28 protein-coding genes are annotated in these 19,969 nt (G+C 31.9%); 1 reads left to right on the top strand and 27 read right to left on the bottom strand.

Going from position 1 to position 19,969, the window contains the following annotated elements; all coding sequences use genetic code 11:
• Nucleotides 1-4: 4 nt before the first annotated feature.
• From Q3V94_RS09380 to Q3V94_RS09420, 9 genes are all read right to left on the bottom strand, one after another.
• Nucleotides 5-892, bottom strand: coding sequence for a phage tail protein I (locus Q3V94_RS09380; RefSeq protein WP_303527131.1), 888 nt, complete (start codon nucleotides 890-892; stop codon nucleotides 5-7).
• Entirely contained in the window at nucleotides 885-2,012 is a 1,128-nt protein-coding gene (locus Q3V94_RS09385) for a baseplate J/gp47 family protein (RefSeq protein WP_303527133.1), read from the bottom strand. The genes Q3V94_RS09380 and Q3V94_RS09385 overlap by 8 nt, the downstream gene beginning before the upstream one ends.
• Nucleotides 1,996-2,316: a GPW/gp25 family protein gene (locus Q3V94_RS09390; protein ID WP_303527134.1), complete on the bottom strand. Its 321-nt coding sequence runs from the start codon at nucleotides 2,314-2,316 to the stop codon at nucleotides 1,996-1,998. The genes Q3V94_RS09385 and Q3V94_RS09390 overlap by 17 nt, the downstream gene beginning before the upstream one ends.
• 10 nt (nucleotides 2,317-2,326) lie before the next feature.
• Nucleotides 2,327-2,878: a phage tail protein gene (locus tag Q3V94_RS09395; RefSeq protein ID WP_008908173.1), complete on the bottom strand. Its 552-nt coding sequence runs from the start codon at nucleotides 2,876-2,878 to the stop codon at nucleotides 2,327-2,329.
• Nucleotides 2,879-2,892: 14 nt separating this feature from the next.
• On the bottom strand, nucleotides 2,893-3,360 hold the full coding sequence (locus Q3V94_RS09400) for a phage baseplate assembly protein V (RefSeq protein WP_008908172.1): 468 nt from the start codon (nucleotides 3,358-3,360) through the stop codon (nucleotides 2,893-2,895).
• A complete protein-coding gene (locus Q3V94_RS09405) occupies nucleotides 3,360-4,427 on the bottom strand; it encodes a phage late control D family protein (protein WP_303527135.1) in 1,068 nt (355 codons plus the stop codon). Before Q3V94_RS09405 ends, Q3V94_RS09400 begins: the two co-directional genes overlap by 1 nt.
• Complete coding sequence (locus Q3V94_RS09410) at nucleotides 4,412-4,633, bottom strand: tail protein X (protein WP_303527137.1); 222 nt, start codon at nucleotides 4,631-4,633, stop codon at nucleotides 4,412-4,414. The genes Q3V94_RS09405 and Q3V94_RS09410 overlap by 16 nt, the downstream gene beginning before the upstream one ends.
• Nucleotides 4,623-7,214 (bottom strand): phage tail tape measure protein, encoded by a 2,592-nt coding sequence (locus Q3V94_RS09415; RefSeq protein ID WP_303527139.1) that lies wholly within the window; start codon nucleotides 7,212-7,214, stop codon nucleotides 4,623-4,625. Before Q3V94_RS09415 ends, Q3V94_RS09410 begins: the two co-directional genes overlap by 11 nt.
• A gap of 145 nt (nucleotides 7,215-7,359) precedes the next feature.
• Nucleotides 7,360-7,653, bottom strand: coding sequence for a phage tail assembly protein (locus Q3V94_RS09420; RefSeq protein ID WP_303527141.1), 294 nt, complete (start codon nucleotides 7,651-7,653; stop codon nucleotides 7,360-7,362).
• Between the two features lie 64 nt (nucleotides 7,654-7,717).
• On the opposite strand from Q3V94_RS09420, the gene Q3V94_RS09425 reads away from it, so the two are divergent.
• The gene (locus Q3V94_RS09425; RefSeq protein ID WP_303527144.1) at nucleotides 7,718-7,942 is read left to right on the top strand and encodes a hypothetical protein; all 225 of its coding nucleotides are present in this window, start codon (nucleotides 7,718-7,720) and stop codon (nucleotides 7,940-7,942) included.
• A 30-nt stretch (nucleotides 7,943-7,972) separates the two neighbouring features.
• Here the strand turns inward: Q3V94_RS09425 and Q3V94_RS09430 are convergent, their stop codons facing one another.
• The 18 genes from Q3V94_RS09430 to Q3V94_RS09515 all read right to left on the bottom strand — a co-directional run bounded on the left by Q3V94_RS09430 (nucleotide 7,973) and on the right by Q3V94_RS09515 (nucleotide 19,891).
• The gene (locus tag Q3V94_RS09430; protein ID WP_008908167.1) at nucleotides 7,973-8,494 is read right to left on the bottom strand and encodes a phage major tail tube protein; all 522 of its coding nucleotides are present in this window, start codon (nucleotides 8,492-8,494) and stop codon (nucleotides 7,973-7,975) included.
• A 12-nt stretch (nucleotides 8,495-8,506) separates the two neighbouring features.
• The gene (locus Q3V94_RS09435) at nucleotides 8,507-9,955 is read right to left on the bottom strand and encodes a phage tail sheath family protein (protein ID WP_303527146.1); all 1,449 of its coding nucleotides are present in this window, start codon (nucleotides 9,953-9,955) and stop codon (nucleotides 8,507-8,509) included.
• A complete protein-coding gene (locus Q3V94_RS09440) occupies nucleotides 9,955-10,251 on the bottom strand; it encodes a hypothetical protein (RefSeq protein ID WP_008908165.1) in 297 nt (98 codons plus the stop codon). Before Q3V94_RS09440 ends, Q3V94_RS09435 begins: the two co-directional genes overlap by 1 nt.
• Nucleotides 10,241-10,708, bottom strand: coding sequence for a hypothetical protein (locus tag Q3V94_RS09445; protein ID WP_303527147.1), 468 nt, complete (start codon nucleotides 10,706-10,708; stop codon nucleotides 10,241-10,243). Before Q3V94_RS09445 ends, Q3V94_RS09440 begins: the two co-directional genes overlap by 11 nt.
• Before the next feature lie 64 nt (nucleotides 10,709-10,772).
• Nucleotides 10,773-11,339, bottom strand: a complete 567-nt coding sequence (locus Q3V94_RS09450) for a phage tail protein (protein WP_303527148.1) — start codon at nucleotides 11,337-11,339, stop codon at nucleotides 10,773-10,775.
• Nucleotides 11,336-11,665 (bottom strand): hypothetical protein, encoded by a 330-nt coding sequence (locus Q3V94_RS09455; RefSeq protein ID WP_303527149.1) that lies wholly within the window; start codon nucleotides 11,663-11,665, stop codon nucleotides 11,336-11,338. Before Q3V94_RS09455 ends, Q3V94_RS09450 begins: the two co-directional genes overlap by 4 nt.
• Complete coding sequence (locus tag Q3V94_RS09460; RefSeq protein ID WP_303527151.1) at nucleotides 11,665-11,916, bottom strand: hypothetical protein; 252 nt, start codon at nucleotides 11,914-11,916, stop codon at nucleotides 11,665-11,667. The genes Q3V94_RS09455 and Q3V94_RS09460 overlap by 1 nt, the downstream gene beginning before the upstream one ends.
• Nucleotides 11,917-11,930: 14 nt before the next feature.
• Nucleotides 11,931-12,980 (bottom strand): major capsid protein, encoded by a 1,050-nt coding sequence (locus Q3V94_RS09465; RefSeq protein ID WP_303527153.1) that lies wholly within the window; start codon nucleotides 12,978-12,980, stop codon nucleotides 11,931-11,933.
• Between the two features lie 17 nt (nucleotides 12,981-12,997).
• Nucleotides 12,998-13,390, bottom strand: a complete 393-nt coding sequence (locus tag Q3V94_RS09470) for a head decoration protein (protein WP_303527156.1) — start codon at nucleotides 13,388-13,390, stop codon at nucleotides 12,998-13,000.
• The gene (locus Q3V94_RS09475; protein WP_303527157.1) at nucleotides 13,390-14,448 is read right to left on the bottom strand and encodes a head maturation protease, ClpP-related; all 1,059 of its coding nucleotides are present in this window, start codon (nucleotides 14,446-14,448) and stop codon (nucleotides 13,390-13,392) included. Before Q3V94_RS09475 ends, Q3V94_RS09470 begins: the two co-directional genes overlap by 1 nt.
• Nucleotides 14,441-16,009 carry a phage portal protein gene (locus tag Q3V94_RS09480; protein WP_303527160.1) on the bottom strand — a complete coding sequence of 523 codons (1,569 nt, stop codon included), beginning with the start codon at nucleotides 16,007-16,009 and terminating at the stop codon, nucleotides 14,441-14,443. Before Q3V94_RS09480 ends, Q3V94_RS09475 begins: the two co-directional genes overlap by 8 nt.
• A gap of 13 nt (nucleotides 16,010-16,022) precedes the next feature.
• Nucleotides 16,023-16,247: a DUF6148 family protein gene (locus Q3V94_RS09485; protein ID WP_008908156.1), complete on the bottom strand. Its 225-nt coding sequence runs from the start codon at nucleotides 16,245-16,247 to the stop codon at nucleotides 16,023-16,025.
• A gap of 3 nt (nucleotides 16,248-16,250) precedes the next feature.
• Nucleotides 16,251-18,086, bottom strand: a complete 1,836-nt coding sequence (locus Q3V94_RS09490) for a phage terminase large subunit family protein (RefSeq protein ID WP_303527163.1) — start codon at nucleotides 18,084-18,086, stop codon at nucleotides 16,251-16,253.
• Nucleotides 18,010-18,558 carry a DNA-packaging protein gene (locus Q3V94_RS09495; RefSeq protein WP_303527166.1) on the bottom strand — a complete coding sequence of 183 codons (549 nt, stop codon included), beginning with the start codon at nucleotides 18,556-18,558 and terminating at the stop codon, nucleotides 18,010-18,012. Before Q3V94_RS09495 ends, Q3V94_RS09490 begins: the two co-directional genes overlap by 77 nt.
• Before the next feature lie 102 nt (nucleotides 18,559-18,660).
• On the bottom strand, nucleotides 18,661-18,867 hold the full coding sequence (locus Q3V94_RS09500; RefSeq protein ID WP_303527167.1) for a hypothetical protein: 207 nt from the start codon (nucleotides 18,865-18,867) through the stop codon (nucleotides 18,661-18,663).
• Nucleotides 18,868-18,919: 52 nt separating this feature from the next.
• On the bottom strand, nucleotides 18,920-19,369 hold the full coding sequence (locus Q3V94_RS09505; protein WP_303527168.1) for a HEAT repeat domain-containing protein: 450 nt from the start codon (nucleotides 19,367-19,369) through the stop codon (nucleotides 18,920-18,922).
• 63 nt (nucleotides 19,370-19,432) lie between these two features.
• The gene (locus Q3V94_RS09510) at nucleotides 19,433-19,612 is read right to left on the bottom strand and encodes a hypothetical protein (protein ID WP_303527169.1); all 180 of its coding nucleotides are present in this window, start codon (nucleotides 19,610-19,612) and stop codon (nucleotides 19,433-19,435) included.
• Between the two features lie 51 nt (nucleotides 19,613-19,663).
• Nucleotides 19,664-19,891 carry a hypothetical protein gene (locus tag Q3V94_RS09515; RefSeq protein ID WP_303527171.1) on the bottom strand — a complete coding sequence of 76 codons (228 nt, stop codon included), beginning with the start codon at nucleotides 19,889-19,891 and terminating at the stop codon, nucleotides 19,664-19,666.
• Nucleotides 19,892-19,969 lie beyond the last annotated feature (78 nt).

Genomic DNA, 19,969 nt, shown 5'->3' on the forward strand with positions numbered 1-19,969 from the left:
CTCCTTACGCTTGGCAATATTTAGTTCCACATAGCTCATAAGTGAAACTATAAACATTACTATCCATGTCAAACTTTAAGTTATCTATGTGTGTTAGTCCTATTGTTGAAATTCCATATTTTGTTCCGCATAACTCATAATTAAAATAATAATTTGCTGCTGTGGTAGGCATCTGTAAAATAGACTGAATAGTTCTCCCTATTTTAGCTAAGTCTGGTTTTGTTCCGCATAATGGCATATTGCATAGCAAATAGCTAAATTTGTATGTTTTATTTTCACACTGTAAATTAACTTTATTATTAATAGCTCCAATTATTTTATATTCAATATCAGGATAACTTTGTTCAGCTAAATTTATAGCTTCAATAATAGGAATAAAATCAGTTGGCTTACTAAGCTCCATTTCTATGTTTAATGCTTCTAAGTGGCTTCTTACATTTTTTATTGAATACAATGCTTTTAAAAATTTTCGAACTAAATTATCGTATACCACTAAATTTGTTATAGTTACCTTAAAAGTATATGGTTGACCATTATATTGAAACCATTCACTTATTTCTGCTTTATCACCAAATGTCGTTGCAATCAATTCTTCAACTGAACTCACAGCTCCTTTTTTTATGTGCCATTCTATTGATTTTTTTATCATTGTTCTTTTTCTTTCAATGTCTAATTGTTTGTCATAATAATCAACATGAAATTGCCAAGCAAGTAAGTCGAGTTTTTCTTCACTCAACTCATCAATTCTTGCCAGCAAAATTGCTTCTTTTATTTGATCTGATGTTTTTTGTAATTCTATATCTATTGCTTTTGCCGCTGCAACAATTTTAGGATCAGTTTTTAAATTTGATGGCAAAATGTCTAATATACTAATGTTGTATATATCATTCATCTTCAACACCACCAAAATTAACGCTTACCGAATTTGCTACTGCAACTTGATACAATTCAAGTTGTTGAAAAACTGGTTCATTTAATACAACTCTACTTGCACCTGCTTGCATTACTCTTTTTATTAACTCTGAAGGGTTTATATTTCTTCCAAGTTTACTCTTTCGCCAATCTATATATTCATTTATAGCTTTGTTAACTGCATCATTTATGCTGTTTTGTAGTGTTTCATTTTCTTGCGAGATATAATAAGTTAAATTTATATTATAGAAAATTTTCTCAGGAGCTCTTACAACTACATTATCTGTAAGAGGTCTTACATCTTTATAACTACATACTGCATTAACTAAATCTATTATTTCCTGAGTAACTTCTCCAGAATAAGTTAAAGGTGTTATTTCTACAACTCCTGGCGAAGGCGACCTCACTGTCACATCACAAATTAAAGGCGATGCTTGTTTTGCTAAACTTATATATGCTCCTTCTGGTCCTGCAGTTGAAAATGATTCTGGAGCTTCATATATCCTTTGTCTAAATGATTCATCATCTTCTTCGTCTACTCCACCAGATGATTCTGTAATATTTGTTACCGATTCAAAATAAGGGAATGGATCTACAATTTGATTTATTTGACCTATTATATATTCATTTCCTATTTCACCTTCTACTGTGCATTCAGCATTTACATCTACATACAATTCACCTGGATTAATTTCTTTATATTCTGTTGTTTGAAAATATATTTGACTATCATAATCATTGGTAGTAACCCTTGTCCCAATTGGAATTGGTATCGCTTCTTCTCTTGGTTCTGATATTGTAAATCTTAAAATAGTGGTTGCTTTTGTAGCTGGTTTTCGTAACACCCCTAATAATGCACCGATATGATCAAGAAATTCACCTTTAGCATATCTTAAAGTATTTTGTTTTGCTGCCATATCTATTAATATCCTTTGTTGAACTATAATACTTGCAATTGTTTCTAAAAACATCCTTACAGGATCACCAGGATATAAAGTTTTTCCAACCAAAGCTTCGTAAGTTGTTATGATACTTTCTCGTATATTTTCAACATCTTTATCCACAAAATCAATTTCAGGTAAATCATAAATGTTCATCATTTATTCTCACCTTCACTTTTGGAATTAAAATCCCTTCTGATTCATTCTTATCAAAAGTTATAGATACAACTTCGCATCTTGGCTCATAATTTTCAATAATATTAATTATTTGTGCAGTTAATTTTGTTTGTGCAACTGGAGTAGGTTTATCTAATAAAGAATCTTCTATTCCTATATCTCTATTAAACGGAACTGTCCCTTTAATTGTTGTTAAGAGAGTTTTTATATTTTGAATTATTTCTGCTACGCCTGTTGCACCAAAATCAATTTCATTTACAGGAGGTATTATTTCATATTCGTTCATCTAATCACCCCTAAATAGGCGTAAAAATTGCCATTCTAGTTACTTTAGGTTTAGATACAACTTTTTTAGATTTTTTAACTACGTTTTTCTTTTTTACTTTTTTAGTAGCATTAACTTTTTTAGTAATATTAACTTTCGTATTTTTCTTTTGAATTTTTCTAATGATTTTGGGTATTGTAGTAATGTATTCCTCTAATTCAATATCTATTTCTGCTGTTACTATGTTTCCTTTATTATCAATTACTGTCCATGCTTCATTAATCGATTCTATTGTGTATTTACCCAAACTTTTATTACCTACAACTAAAGTTACTGCCTCACCTTTTGTCATGTAACTTCTTAAAGTTTTTATTTCTTGTGCTGGATTTACACCGAAGGCGGCCGATAATTTTATTTTAAACTTTATTTTATCAAGATCAGGCCCTAAAAACTGCTTAATTGGTTTTACTCCGAGAACATCATGTTTAGCATATCTTGCATGAGTTTCTCTTGAAAAATCATCAAATGTTTTTACATAGTCTGAAGAAACTTCAAATACAACTGTTCCTAACAAACCTATCATATTAACACATCCTCTTAAATATTTTGTATATTGCCACTAACTAAAATATCGCCATTAACTATTAAGTTGCCATTTATTGTTACCTCAGTTGCGCTTTGTATTATAACTTTGCCTTTGCAATCTATTTTTAAAATATGATTTTCCCTATCATATTCAACCTCTGTTCCATCGCTAAATTTTATGTTTCTTTTGTTTTTATTTTTGATTGCAGGTTTATCTTTGCTGGAATATATTGATCCTAATATAAAACCATGATGTAAAGAGTTAGGGAGGAATATGCACACAACCTGTTCTCCAACATCAGGAAGTATATAATCTTTATTTTTTAAAGTATTATGCTGTAACATTGGAAGGTCATAAGATATCGAGTTTTCCTCAAAAATTACTCTTGCTGTTGCATCTTTTTCATTTATAGAAGATACTATTCCAACTCTAATTAAATTCTGTAAAATAAAATCAAAATTTGCATCATTAAATATCATCAATATCCCTCCAGAGTTTTCCTTACCTCTATTTCTGTTATGTATCCGCTGCTATCAAGATTGTGAACAGCTGTTTCAATAAAATATTTACCATCAAATATCCCAAAACCTTCTATTTCTACAACTGAACCTGCACAAAGTTTTATATCTCCTACTAACCTCAAATTAACTTTAAATTCGTTTTTATTTTTTTCTCTTAAACGTTTTTTAGCCTTTTTTATAGCTAACGTTGCCTTAGCTCCTTTAGGTGATTTTTTTATTTTTGCAAAATTGCTTGATTCATTTATTTTTAATGTTTGTCCTACTTTAGGACTATTTTTAGGTGTAAAACTTGCTTTAATTTTTTCACCTGTTTCAGGGTCGTGATAATTTATTTCTGCACTTTTATAAACATCTCTACTACTTGTTGAAAAGCTATAACTTAATAAATCTGCTTCACCTTTAATTATTTTTCTAACTGCATTTTTTGCTTCATATTTTTCTTCATCAAAAATAATAAGTTTTTTATTTGCAACTTTAATCGCTAATCCTGCATCAGTACATAGTTTAAAAAGCAATTCTAAATCATTTTGTTTAACTTGTTCTACTCGATCATACATAGGATCTTCGTCGCAGTCAAAAATAAGTTTAAGGCCTGATTTTGCAGCAATCTCACTCGCAATTTTTGATAATCTAATTGTTTCCCAAGCTCTTGTTTTTTTCTCTCCTCTTAAATTAGATGAAATTGGTATTGATACCGCTTTTATCTCTACTGTGTCTGGAGGACCTAAAAGCTGTATTTCATCGATTTCAAACAAACCACATGGTAATGATTCTGAATATCCAGTTGTATCCCAATTATCTGCTATTATTGAAGCCTTAATTGCTGAACCTTTTTTCGGATACAGTAAACCTTTCCATAATCCTTTTACATCTTCTAATCTTAATTGAATCTCATCTGCTTTCCCGCTTGCATTATCTGTATATGAAAAACTTAAAATAGAAGAGGAGATATCAGCTGATATATCCTCTCCCTCATATTCTATATATAATCTTGCTTGCCTACTCATGGTCATTCTTCCTTCCATGGTAATTGTGCAGATGTATCTTTAATTTCAATATCTGGGATAATTATATCTATACCTGATGGAAAAATAGTAATAGACATATATGAAGGATTAGCTTCCATTAATTCTTTTACATAATTTTCATCACCATAAACTTTGTAGGAAATCATATCCCAAGTATCCCCACTAACAGTAGTATAAATATCCACATATTCATTAGTCTGCAAATGCAAGTCTCCTTTCATCATTTTTTATTTTTCTTAGCATATCCTTTAAATTTAAACTCATAATTGCTTCTTGTGTTGTCTTCTGGACAATAGTTTTAATTTCATTTACGTTAATGCTATCACTACCATTAAAATTGAATTCTTGATTAAAATTAATAATAATGTTATTTAAGTCGTTACTACTAATTGTGTTTTTTACATTGCTTATAGAACTTTTTATCGTTCTGAAACCTCTATTTGAATTCATAGCTTGTTCCTTTAATTGCAATATTTTTTGAGTTTTAGTTGCATTATATATCATTGAACCTCTTGGTAATTTAACTAATTCTGGACCTCTTTCACCGACTAATGTCCAACCACCACGCCAATTATTTGTTCCTGTTGCATTTTTACCTATTTTCTTATCATCAAATTCTACTCTTGCTATTTGTTTTATATTGAACCCTTTGCCCCCTATCAATGGGACCCAATTAGGTATCTTAATTTTATTTAGCAACGAAATCAAACTATTAATCCTACCAATGAAATAATTTATTCCAATTTCTGCTATATTCCTTAACGTTTGCCCTACGCTATTAACAATATTTCTAAATCTTTCGTTCTTTTTATAAAGAACAACAAGTGCTGCTCCAAGTGCTGTAAGAAGCATTATAACTCTTACAATAGGATTTGCTGACATAACAAGATTTAATAATTTTTGAGCTGCTATCTGAGCTCTCGTTGCCCATGTAACCTCTTGTGATATTAATCCATATTTTATTAACAATGAATTTATTTGCAAAAAGGGTGTTGTGATTATTGTGCCTAAATATGCAAGTGTTTTCCAGGCAACTCCAAACCCTAAAACTGAAGCTCCTGCAAGAGTTATTACTCTTGTTAACCCAGGATATTTATCGCTTAAGTTTTGAATAATGTTTGCACCTTTTGAGGTAATATCAGCCATTGATTTTAGTGGCGGTAAAAGTATTAATCCTATTGAATTTGAAAGTGAGTCTAATGTATTTTTCAGTAAAATTAATTTATTTTCTGTTGTATCTGATTTTGTCTCAAATTCTTTTTGCATGCTTCCTGCAAATAAAGCGCTGTTTCCAACTTTATAAAAGTTGTCTTTAAGTGAATTAAGATTAGTGAGCAATGGTGCTATAGCTCCTACACTTTCTTTTCCGAACAAATCTGTTAATACAGCAGCTTGTTTGTGTTTAGGAAGTTTTTGCAGTGCATTTAAAACAGTTAAAATAGCTCCTTGTGCATCTTTTTGCATCAGTTTTGCCATTATTACTGCATTAAGCCCTAGAGCTTTAAATGCAGCTTGTTGAGATTTTGTTGCTGCTTCACCAGCTGTAAGACTTAAAATTAGATTTTTTATTCCAGTTGCAGCAATCTCTTCACTAATACCAGTTGAAACCATTGTAGCACCGAGTGCTGCAATTTCACCAGCTGCTGCACCTCCTACACTACCAAGTGGTCCTATTCTTTTTACAACTTCAGAAATTTTAGGTGCTGATGCCGCTGTTGTATTGCCTAAATAATTAATCTGATCTGCTAATCTTTCTACTTCTTTTTGATTCATTCTAAATGCTGAGCGCCATTGTGCCATCATTTCTCCTGCTTCTTCTGCTGTTATATCAAAAGCGACTCCCATTTTTGCAGCAGTTTCTGCATATTTTACAAGCTCATCTCTTGCAATTCCAGCTTGACCTCCTGCTGCTACGATTGCTGCGAGTCCTTCTACAGTCATTGGAATTTTCTTTGATAATTCAACTATATCTTTTCCCATCTGTTTAAATTGCTCGGGTGTATCAAAATCTACAACTTTTCTTACTTCAGCCATTGCATTTTCAAACTTTATTGCTTGTCTTATTGGTTGCTGCAATATCATAGCTGTTTCTATTGCAGATAACATCTCAGAACGTGCATTTTGCCTTTTATTTTTTAATTCTTTAGCTCTTTTTTGATATTCAATTAACCTTTTTTGAGTTTTAGTCGCTCTATCCAATTCTTTATTTAATTTTGCTGTATCATTTGCAAAATTTATCGTTGATATGCCTGCACTTTTTAATAAATCTCTTAATTGAGCAAGTTTTGCATTCTTTTGCTCTATTTTCTCTTTTAATTTTGAAGCTTTATCTTTTGCTTTTTCAAAATTATTTTGTATTTCCTTTAAAGGTCGTTCTGCTTGTTTTAACTCTTTTGCAAGTGTTTTTACTTGTTCTTTTGCCTGTTTAAATTCCTCTTTAAGTTCATTTGAGGGATTTTCTGTTTTAGATATTTGTTCTTCTAACTTTTTTAAATTATTTGTTGCTGAATCATATTGTGTTTTAAGTGACTTTACTATATTTTCAGATTCTTTTAATTCTGCTGCAAACTTATCAACTTGGCTTTGTGCTAATTTATAACTATCTTCAATTTCTTTTATTTCCTTCTTTAAATTTACATATCCTTCTGCATTTTTATTTACCTTGTTTAGTTCGGTTATTCTCTTATTTAGTTTTTCAATGTTTTTAGAAGCAGAACCAAATATAGCAGGAAATGTCGAATCCAATTTCCCAGACAATTTATATACCGTTTCAAATATCTTCATACTTATCATCCCTTATCTAAGTTCGAGAACTCATCCATCCATTCAGATAATTCTAGCAAAGGACGAGATAACCAAAACTCTAAAGATGTTGACGTCTTCATTGAAAAAATCAGCATGACTTTCATCAAATCTTTTTTAAATTCTCTTACACTTCTATATCCAGTAAAAAATTTTGAACCTGAGCTGTAATAACTGTAAAGTCCTTTAATGGTAGTTTTAATAAAAAGTCAAGCGTTTGTTTTGGTTTTATTGCTCTTGCAGCAATAGCTGCTAGATATGCTTTATCCATTTCATGAACTAATGGCACTTTCCCTATAGCTCTGATTTCATTTTCAGCCTCAATTACATCGATACCTGTTAGAGAATTTAAATCAATCTCTAATTCCTTGACCTCGGTATCCCCTAATTTTACAGGCTTAGATAATAATATTTTTTTCATTGTAACCATCTCCTTTGTTGTTAAATTTTTCAAAATATCATACAATATTATTAGAGGTGAGATTATGCTAATAAAACTCTTCAAATATTCAATAGTTTTTGTTGTCTTAGGTTTTGAAGTTTTGCTCTACTTAATTTTTGCTGCTTTACAAGCAGGTTTAATTGCTATTTTTTCATATGTAATTTCAGAAAAATTGTTTTACCCTGTATTCTTCATTTCATTCCTAATATGCGCTATATATCATATTTATAACAATATAATTACTCTTTTTATTAAAAAAAGCGAATGAGGTCAGAAAGCCTGACCTCATTTTTATTTTTTATTCTATTCCGAGTGCTGTTCTTATATCTTTCAAATAATCGACTCCATCTATAATGCATATATAGTTTAGTTTATCTATTTCTGCAACTGTCCTACCATCTATATCAACTTTTAAATATAAAGCTTCAAGTTCACTCGATGAGTCTGTAGATGAACCTACGTCAAATTTGCCTAATGCTGTTTTTTTAGGAGTGCATTTTGCAGTAACTTTAACTGGTGTTACTTTGTATTGTCCAGCTCCTGCATCATATATTTGAATTGCGCCCCTAAAATCAAGATTATGAGCTTTAGGAGTTGCTAATGTTATAAGTGGTTTTGATAATGTTCTCCAATTTATTTTTACTGTCATGCTCCCAAAATGTCCCAATACAGGACTATCAACTTCTCCAGCAATTCCTGCCCCTTTTATTTTATCAGTCATATATTCTAATTCAGGAAGCTCTATATCAGCTGTTCCTACAAGATCTGTTCCATCTTCATAAACTCTAAAATTTATCAATTTCTCAGGAACTTGATTCATTTATATCACTCCTTAAGCAAATAAATTTTCGAGATACTTAACATCATATTCAAGAATAAAGTCAATTTCTCTTGCAGGGCTCGGTGAAGCAAAATATACATGGAATTTAATTATTCCATCCATAAGGTCTGTTTCAGGATTTTCCTCTTTTAGTAATACCACTTTGCCACCTAATATAAATTGTCTTGCAACTAATCCATTGAACCAAATATTTGCACTATCCACAATTGTTTCTATCAATCTTCTGTTTATTGGATAATCTATCTTTTGCCAGAATGTTAGTGTTAAAACATTACCTATCCAATTCGTCATTCTCCTTAATGGAATAAATGAATCTTTTGGATCAGTTATAGTTGGATAACATCCAGTTCTATTACCCCATACTTTCCAACCACCAGCAATATTTATAGCTGTTACTATGCCCTCGCCGTTTAAATAAGCCGCCTGATCAGGACCTAAGAATATCTCTTCTCCATCTTTTAACACAGCTGCACTTGCTTTTAAATTGTGGTTTGATGGCGACATATATGGTATATCTTCGTTATTTGCATCAGTTCCACATATAACACCTGCAATATGCGTAGATAAGTGGAATATTTCATCGCCTAATTTAATCATTGGCCAACATGAAACTTGATATTTACTTGTATAATTATTAGAATTTTTCCAAGCTGGAACATCACTATATTTTTTTACAACATCTGTTGGTATATCAACCAATGCTAATGCCTTAAAGTGTCCATTTATATTTTGAGCTTTTGCATCCATTACAGCCGCAACTTCTGGTTTTGTTGACCAATATGGAGCTAATAAGAGACCAGGAACTAAGCCATATTTAGGGAATACCTGATTTACTAATTCAAAACCTTTTGCCTTTCCTGTAGTTATATCAATTCCACCGATGATATCGTTCGATGTCACTTTTGATGGGTCTAATTTTGTATATGATACTTTTAATGTAATTGTGTCTTGAGGTATTGTTCCATCTTTTTTTCTTGTTAAAACAAGCTTACCATCATCATTAAATGCGAGTGTATAATCTATCCCTTCTTGATATGTTGTTGCTTCATCATTTGATTTAACTACAACTGTTTCTTTTAAAATTCCTGTTGCATTTATAAGACCGGTATCTTCTGTTAAACTTAATGATTCACTTGTAACGTCTGTCTTGTGTATCGATGGGTCTAAAACATTTATTAAAACAACTGGTGCAACTGAATACAATGCAAAGTGTGACCTTATAAACTCACACAATGTATAATTCTCATAATCTTTTACAAAGCCAAAATTTGCAACTGCTTCATCATACGTATAGCATAATACAGGTTCATTCACTTTATATCCATTTGTTGCTAAGTTAATTGGTGCTGTTCCAACAACGACAGGAAGACCTGCACTTGTCCTACTTGGCGGAACAATTGAAGTAGGAATTTCACTAAAATAAACACCATGTTTATACATTATCTCACCTCACTGATAAATTTTAAAACTTCTTTATACATCAAATTTTCATATGTTCCAGTTTTACTTATGTTCTGCATCACTTTAGATAACTCATTAACTGGCACAATAAGGCCTTTTATTGATGGGCATTTTTCAAAAAGATCATTTAAATGTTCTGGATAACCTATAAAAATTGTGTTTTGAATAAGCCCTTTATTGGTTAGGTTTGGTCCACAATAAATATATCTTATTTTATCTTTTATTTCAGAACTTTTGCCAGTTTGAATTTCATTTGTTTTAATCTTACCTGCCAAAATATTCACTCTCCTTTTCAATAATTTCTTGTGGTTGAGGAATGGTCCATATAGTTTTAATTAATCCGTTCCATTCTGGTAAAGCTTGTTCTTCAAATAACTCCCATTCAAGCGGTAGTTCTAATTTAAATTTCTTCGCTAAAGTTCTTTGTTCGAGTAATCTGTGCCTTATTCTTTGTATAATGTTCAAAGTATCTTGCCAGCCTTCATGATCGTCACTATATGTTCCAATAATTAAATTTATTTTTATCTCGGACGTTTGATCATCCACTCCATTTATAACCCTTATTATTACATAAGGATAATCTGGTATATCACTTTCACCCTTTGCTGGCAGATAACCTACAACAACTTGAGGCTCTTTTTTTGTTTCTCTATTATTTGTTTCAAGCACATATTCTTCTACTACATTCTCGATAAATTTCTTTAATTCGTTAAGAAGCTCAATCGCAACCATAAGACCACCTACGCTTTTTATATTAAAAGTAGATATAAAAAGCACCTACCCTTTAGTAAGTACTCTATTTACCTTCTATTAACTTTTCAATCTCTTCTTCAATAAGCTGATTTAATATTTTTCTTGCATTTGTTTCAACATGTAATCTTATATTCCTTGCTCCAACCATTGTTGGAATAGAAGGTCCATACTTTTGGTATATAGGATATCTTGAAGTTCCAACTCTTTCAAAAACTCCTAAATTCCCTGTTTTTCTTCCTCTTGTAACAAATGCTCTTTTTATTATCCCGCCTTCTCCTCTTTTTACTTCAGCATATAAAATAGAACGATTCTTCCTTTTATACTGCGGTTTTGAAGGTCTTACATTAAAATTTATAAGAGGAACCGCAGTTCCCCTTGATGTTATGCTGGCAGTTAAATCTTTATTGTTTGCTTTTCTTATTTCAATCGTCTTTGTTATAGCACTTTTGGGCTTAACTGTATATGTTTCTTGCACCTTTTTTACTATATCATCCCTTGCTATTTCTACTGCCTTGTTTAAAGCATTTTTTATTACTCTTGTTGAACCATTCTTGATCCCTAACAGCCTTGCTTCAATATTTTCTCGTTGTTCTTTATATATTTGAATCATGACTCATTCGCCACCAACGTAATTTCGTATATTTCTCCAAGTTCTTTTACAAGCTCAACATAATAATATTTATTATCTAACCTTAATCTTTGACCTTTTATAGGCTTTTTATTAAAATCTTCTTTTTTAGCATATATAGTTTTACTTGCTAAAAAAACTCCTTCTGTATAATCATTGTATTGGGATATTGTATTAAAACCTTTTAAAACATCATCATTCACAACAACTATTACTGTTTTACCATCAATTTCGTGCTCTTGTGCAAACTCTTTTATGTTAAAAAATACATTTAAATCTCTTTTAAGATCTTCTTTGAAATTTATCATTATTTACGCCCCTTTTTAGGTTTAATAACCTCGTCTGGGTTAAAATCTATATTTATACTATTATTTTGAGTTGAAACAGTTCCTTTTTCCTCTATTTTATTTTGACCTATATCGTCAACATATTGAGCATATCCTTCAAAGACAAGGCGGGCTTCCTCATCTTTTGATAGCAAGCCCGCCTCTATTATATCATTTGGTTTATAATTAACTCCTTTTACTCTAATATTTGCTTTAATAACCTTAATCGCCATTTTCTCACCTACTTTTAATAAACTTGTGCTACATACCAACTATCAACATCTTCAGGAGCGATTATTGGTCTTGATGCAACTCTTATCTTTTGTATTTCGTTTTCCTCATCTGCCCAAACTTTTGGAACTCTTGTTCCTTCGTATGTTACAAATTTGCCATTTTCCATTTGTGTAATAGAACCATATAATCTCTTTCCTATATTTCTTGGTGCCATAATAATATGTTTTTCTTTAAACATTGGTTTTTCAGTTCCATCATCATCAACAAACCATTCATCATAGCTGTATATTTCAAGTCCTAATGAAGGTAGTTTGCCTATAAAAGTTACAGCTGGTGATTTTATGGAAGGTTCAATGATACCAAAATTATAATTTAATGTATTAAAAATCTTCTGTATAGCTGGATTCTTTACAAAAATATCTACAACATCAGAGGCTAAAATTAACAACTCTGGTGCTCTGCCTGTTTTTTGAATTATAGAAAGTCTCCATCTTCTTAAATCTCCTAATATATCTGCTGTGTCTGTATCCCATTTATCATCTGCTGTAAGAACTTCTTTATTTGTAAAATTGTAATCTACAACCTGTTCTATATAATTGCTACCAACTCTATCAGTTAATGATTTCATCACAATTTTTCCTTCAAATAGAAGCTCTCTGCACATCCACTCTTCTCTTCTTGTTATATATTCATCAAGTTCAGCAAGATCTTTGCCTAAAAGTTCAGCTGCTCTCTCCTCTGGCGTTTTTGCACTATAGATTGATTCTCCCATGCTTCTTTTTAAAGTATCATCAACTGTTAATAATCTTTCTGGAGCAATTTTAGGCACCTTTATTGTTTTTGTTTCAAAACCTTGTCTGTCCATTACTACACCACCAACTCTTGGTGCCACAAATGGTGCCATTTTTCTTTTACCTTTTTTAAAGTCTACATCAATGTTTTCAGTTATAAATGTTTCATAACCTGAGAAAAACGTGTCCCTTAAAAAAGTATTAACAGGCATCATTTTTTCGATTGCCTGCATCATTGTCCTTGTTTCATATAAGTTTACTATTGCTGCCATACATCTAACCTCCTTAATTAATAAGCTATGTTATCTTTTAAGAATATTCCAAGTTCTCTTAAACGTGTTTCATGCTTTTCTACTGTATCTGTTCCACCAAAAATTAGAGCGTTTCTGTTAAAACATCCTGATATATAAGCTTGTGCTGGGAAATCTGTTGTAGCTGAACCATCGCCTGTATCCACATCATCAGCCAATATGCAATCTGCATTTTCAGTTCCATCTGTTTTAGAACTATCAACTACTTTTGCAAGTCCAGTCGCTGTAACTATTCCAAGAACAGTTCCTCTCTTTAGTACACCTTGTCCCTTTTCAAGAGTTATACCTTTTACAAGCACAGGAACAATTGAGTCTGCAATTAAATTGTCTGACCTTACCTCTTCTATTTTTGAATATAAATTTTCAGCCATTATTTACCCCTCCTTTTATTTGCTCCTTCAACAATTTTGTTTACAATATCCTGTGAATTATCCTTTACAACTTTCGCTTCAACCTCTAAAACATTTGAATCTTTAATGTCCTTTTCAAGGTCATTTAAATAATTACTACCCTTTGCTGCATCATTTTTTATAGCTTCAAAAGCAAGCTTTTCTGCATTCATTGGTTCAACATACTTTGCCTTCATAACAAGTTCAGGATCAATGTTTTTAGCAATCTCATCAATTGCTTTAATCCTTTCTCTTTCTTCTTCTTTTGCCTTGTTTCTTATCTCTTCAACAAGGTTTTTAAAATGTTGTTCAAGATCAGCTACAGTTTTAATCTCCATTTTCCCTTTATCCTCCTTTTGGTTTTGATTAGTATTTATATTATCAGGCTTTGGAGCCTGTTGAACAAAGTTTGGTTTTTTTCTAAATGCAGTTAAGTCATGGCCAATATTATTAATGTAAAGTTTATTGCCATTTAGCACTGCATTTACATTTTCAAACATTAGTTTGTCAGCGAATCCTTCCTTAACTGCTTCTTCACCAGTCATCCAAGTTTCTTCATCCATAAGCTTTGATAATTCTTCTTCGTTTTTACCTGTTTTATTCTTATACGCAGTAATTATTGTTTTCTTTATAGAATCTAAAGTATCTTGCATTTTATTAAGTTCTTCTGCATTGTAAGCTCCGAATAAAACTACCATTGGATTATGAATCATCATCATGCCATTTGCGGGAATCTCTATAGTATCTCCTGCCATAGCAATAATCGTTGCTGCTGATGCTGCAATTCCATCAATTTTTACCGTTTTATTAGCTTTATGGTCTTTTAGTAGGGTATAAATAGCATTTGCAGCAAACACATCTCCACCCACTGAATTAATCCTTATTACAAGGTTTTTTATATCTCCTAAGTTTTTTAAATCCTCGGCAAAATTCTTGGGAGTTACTTCATCTCCCCACCATGTTGAATCTGCTATGGGACCATACAGAATTAACTCAGCTGTATCTTCCGATGTATTTTTAAATTGCCAAAACTTATTCACTTTTTTCATCTCCTTTCATTGCCCTTTTAAGTAATTCATTCTCACGTTGAATTTGAATAATATTTTTGTCCCAATCACCGCCAGTTAGCTCTGTTGTTTCTTTTTCTCTTGTTGAAAGTCCTTGTTCTATTCTCTTGATTGCTGCTTCTACTTCTTTAACTGGGTCTATTTGTCCAGGAGATGGACCTGTCCATTCAGTTCCACACCATGCTTTTCTTATTGCTATGTCATTAAAAAATCCAGGTGCAGATATTCTGCCCCTGGCTACTGCCTCAGCAAGCCATATTTCATATATTGGTTGGCAAAAATCATTTGCAAACCATGTTCTACGCATCTTAAACGCCTTCCATGCTTCAAGCAATGCTGCCCTCGATGCAGAATAACTTGCTGTAAACGACTTTGTTAATAGTTCGTAAGGAATTTCAAGAGCAGCACCAATATATTTTGCGAGTGCATTTACAAATGAATCAAAGTTGCTGGAAGGTCGTTTTGGATCTGCAATCACCACATCTTCTCCAGGTCTTAAAACATTAACTGTTCCTGCTCCTAATTCGTATGATGATTCATCTAATTCTAATTGTTCTTCATCTGGTATAGGCGAAGTAATTGGAATTTCGGATGTATTGTTATCTGTTTTTATAAATACAGTAAAAAAGCCTGTAATTACTGCTGCTGTTAATTCAGCTTCTGCATATCTTGTTATTTGTTTTAAACTTTCAATTACAGGTGCTAAATATGGAACTCCTCTATATTGCTCACATCTTTCTGACTCCATTATATGAAGAATATTAGGATTTCCTGTTCTTTCTCCAAAAGCTTCAACTCTGGTCCATTTCTTTTTAAACTCTAATAAAGTGCTGTTGGGATATTGATTGCAAATATAATATGCAACTACACCACCACTATTATCTATTTCAATCCCATTCAATATTTTATTTCCATTTGCAGCTTTAACTATGCCTTGGTTAACTATAACATTATCTGGTGTTGAAACTCTATCCGCTTCAATCAGATGTATCCTTAATCCGTATGGCATATAACTTGTTGGTTTATCATATTTAATCAGGGCAAAAGCATCCCCATTCATTAGCCAGCTCAATAGTGCAAGTTGTTGAAGTTCATAAAAATTATTTAATCTTGTTGAATCACAAAATACTGAGTTTGCCCATATTTCAAATTCTCTTTCTGCATTCCTTTCCCATTCGTCTGCTTCTTCTTTAGTTAACCCTAAATATTCAAAATCAATCCTCGATTTAAGCTTTAACCCTGCTCCAATTATATTAGTTCTATTAGTTTTTAATGCCGATACTGCTAATGGGGCACTCATATAAAGATCTCTTGATCTTTGTCTTAACAAATCTAAGTTTAAATCTATATCCTCATACGGACTTTTACTTACTGCATTCCAGCCAGCTAATGATTTTTTTCTTCTACTTGCTCCACTTTCAGAATATCCTGAATTAATAAAATTTCTTATCATATGTGTGGCTGCTCTGGCTCTTTCTCTTTTTAATGCTGTTTGAGGACTTATATATTCAATAATTTTATCTACAATGTTCATTCAGCTCACTCCTTCACAAGTCCCTTGGAATTATTCTAAACGTTTTTCTTTTCCCTCCACTTTCTATCTCTGCTATTGTTTTTTCTAATTCATTTATCGCTTTTCTAATTTGCCCTAAATCTGCTCTTTTTAATGTATATGGACCCATACTATATTCTTGTCCACTTAATACGGCTGTTTCAGCTTCATAATACATATTTAATCTTTCTTTTAGTTTTTGTAATCTTTCGTTTTGCATATCTCACACCTCGATTCCCTTTTTAATTACTCCATATTTTCTTTTTGGTCTTTGTTCTGTATATTCAATTCCCTCTTTTAGGGCTTTTAATCTCTTTTCTATCTCCTCAAATGTAGGATTTAAGATTTCAATTGCCGCAGTTGCATAATTCCTCACGTCTAAAGGCTCATTTCTTGTATCATTAATTTTTTCCCAAACAAGTTTTATTTGCCCATTTATTTTTTTTCTTACTATTCTTTCTGATGTCAAACCTCTAAAATATGTCCTATCATACCCTCTTCCATTCGGGAAATGACAATATCCTGGACCAGGTTCCTTTATTTTTAATCTTGACATTATTTTAGCTTTACCATTATCTACACCAATAGTAAACAAAGCTGCATTTTCTTTTCTTGTTCTGCTAACTTTAAAAATATAATTAATTCCTTGACCACCTTTACCTTTTATTGCAAATATCCTTCTATATTCATTTTCTTTACAGAACTTATAAACTTCACTTGTAAAATGTCCTCCAGAGTCAATACATGTGCATGCAACTGTCAAACTTGTGCCATCTTTAAAGCTATAACTTTTGGTTAGTTTATCTAAAAGCATTTGCCATGTTGAAGGCATTTCTGGGCTTCCTAAAATTTTTCCATATTCTATTCCCCAGCTTTCATATCCTTTTCCCCATCCTACTACTTCATATTCAAGTCTATCGTCTTGAACGTCGACTCCGGCCGTTAATATTAGAACTCCTTCTGGCAGCTCTGCTTCATATTCTTCACAACGTTTTAGTAACATTTCTTCATCTTCTACATTTCCTTTTTCTTCCCAACTTTCACCAAGTATTGTATTTTTAAATACTTTATATTGTTCTGGATCATTCTTAACTCTTAACCATTCTAAAATTATATTCTCCCAAGAATACCATGGAGACACAAAAGCATTTAAAAAAAAGCTCCTAACCCCTTGTGCTTCAGGGTTTGAAGCTATCCACTTCCCAGGTTGATTTTTCCATGTAAATTCATCAAAACTTTCTAAGCAATTAGGACATTGAAACTTAACATCCCAAACTTTGTAGTTGCCTTTATCATCTTTATCATAATTAAACTTTATTCCATATAGATTTATAAACTGATATTCTCCGCAGTTTGGACATTTTAAACACCATTTTTCTTGTGTTCCTTGTTCATATTCCATTTCAATTCTTGAAGCACCCTTTATTGTAGGTGTTGACACAAATACTTTTTTTCTGTTCCAAAATGTTATTGTTCTTTTCTCAGCAAGCATTAATGGATCGCCTTCAGTTCCTGCACTAATTGGATATCTATCAACCTCATCAGCAAGTAATATTCTAACTGGTCTACTTGCTAATCCCGCAGGACTATTTGCACCCCCTATCGCTAAAAATCCACCAGGGAATACTTTCATTAGAATTGTATTATTTAAATCTCTTGATTTTGAATCTGAAACTTTATTTCTTAAACACTCTGTATCCCTTATCATTGTCGATATTCTTCTTTTAGAATAATCTTGAGCCATTTCCAAAGTTGGTTGTATTAAAAGCATTGGCCCTGGATCTATATCAATGTAGTAGCCTATAATATTATTTATCATTTCACTTTTTCCCACCTGGCTACTACTCATTACAACAACTTTTTCAATTTTAGAGTCATTCAATGAATCCATAATTTCTCGTTGATAAGGTGCTCTATCTGTTCTCCATGGCCCTGGTTCTGCTGATGTTTCTGATGATAATCTTCTATTTTTGTCAGCCCATTCACTTATCTTTAATCTCGGTGGAGGAGCTACTGCTTTCAATATTTTCTTGAACAAGTTCAACGTCTTCCTCTTCAATTTTCTCCCCCTCCTCTAAAAACATTTCTGGATCATATTCAGAAAGCTCATTTAATGCATCATACAATTCTTGCTGCAATATTTCATTTATTACTGCAATACTTTTTTGTCCTATTATTTTTGGTGCTACTTTTGAAGGAATAGCAAGAATTCTATTTCTGAAATTTATTAGCATACCAGTTAAAACTCTTTCTATGTCTTCTGCATCGTGCATTTTGTTTTTTAATTTAGCAAGTTCTATCTCGGCAATTTCTCTTTTAGCTCTTTCATGTTTTGCCTTTTCGATTGTTAAATCAAGTTCTTCATCTTTACAAAACTTATATTTATAGTAATCATGAACACTTTTTTGCAACTCAAACTTCCCATTTGCATCCCTTTGTAAGACCTTTTCTTCGTTAACAAGTTGGTTAACTCTGCGCTCAGTTATTCCAAGTATTTGAGCTAATTTTTTTGCTGTAACATATTTCTCCATAACATCACCTTTTGGAAGGAAGTTGTTAAAAAAATTTTTATACCTAAAAAAAGGCTGCGGTCGCCGCAGCACCGCACCTTTTCATTTTCCCAGAAGGACCCGCTAACTCATAGAGCTATGCTCTAATCCCTTCTCATACCAATACTTTTCTATTGAATCTACCTCTCCACCACAATTAGAACATCTATATCGCTTACCTAATGCTCTATCTGCTGTAATATCTATACTAAAATCATGCCTACTGCAACTTTTTAATTTATTTTGATTTTCTATTACCATTTGAAATATTTCCTTTGCATCTATTGGCATATTATCACCTCGTTTTATGCATGAAAAAAGAGCTCGGTTAGGAGCTCTATATCTATTTCTTTTTTGGTAAACATTTTATGCAATTTTCTAACCACTTATCTAGCTTATCACCTTTGTCACCTTCATAAATATCATAGGCCTTAGGATACATACTTTTAAATTTTTCTTTAAATTGTTCTATTGTAAATTCTTCTCCAAGTGAATCTCTAACCTTTGCTAATTTTTTATGTATATCTTTAACTAAATTCCCTTTAGGTTTTTTGCCTAATCTAATAGGAACTCCTCCTATTTTAACTCCCCATGATTGAGCTACTAAAAAAGCTGCATGCTTAACTTTAAAAACCGGATCGTGTAAAGCTAATTTTACTATAACTCTTTCTGATTCCTTACAATGATAATTTTTAAGTTCATTTACTGCATCCATTCTATCTCTCCAACTTAGCTCATTATTAGCTTTTTTCAATAGTTCATCTACTTTATTTTTGTCAAATTCGCTATTCATGTAAACACCCCCTTCCTATTTCCAATATTCTCTATAAGAAGGGAGTTTCCTGCTATTGTCGAATTATTTTATCTGTTTTAGTGCCCCACCACGCCCTCTTTTATACACATGGCAGCCTTCCTGCATTAACTTTTCAATATCATAAAAGGAGAGGTGCCCCTGCTTCCTCTCCTTCTTTTTATGCTTATTTAATTTTCTATAAACATCTGGCTGCTTATCCTTTAGAATTTCGCCTATTCTCACCTCTCCCACTCCCTTCTGGTAAAATAAAAAGAGCCGCTGGGGCTCTAAATTTTATATTCTTAGTTGCATATATCTATCATTTTTCAAGTGTAACACCTTTGTTATCTTATATACGTTTTTAACACTTTCATTATACTTATTTAAAGTTGTTTCTATTTCTAATTCAGCAAATATAATTGTTTTAGAATTTATATAAACATATCCTTCATGAACTTCATTAATAAATTTTTCATCCTCAATCGTTGCTTTAATAACTTTATTATTATTTATATCAACCAACTCCCATTGTGAGTTACCTGTTAAATCTGGTTTTTTAAMTTTAAATGCACTTGTTATAGTTCCTGTMTCTTATACACA

This window comes from Caloramator sp. CAR-1 (genome assembly GCF_030546345.1).
In the GTDB taxonomy this organism is placed as follows: domain Bacteria; phylum Bacillota; class Clostridia; order Clostridiales; family Caloramatoraceae; genus Caloramator; species Caloramator australicus.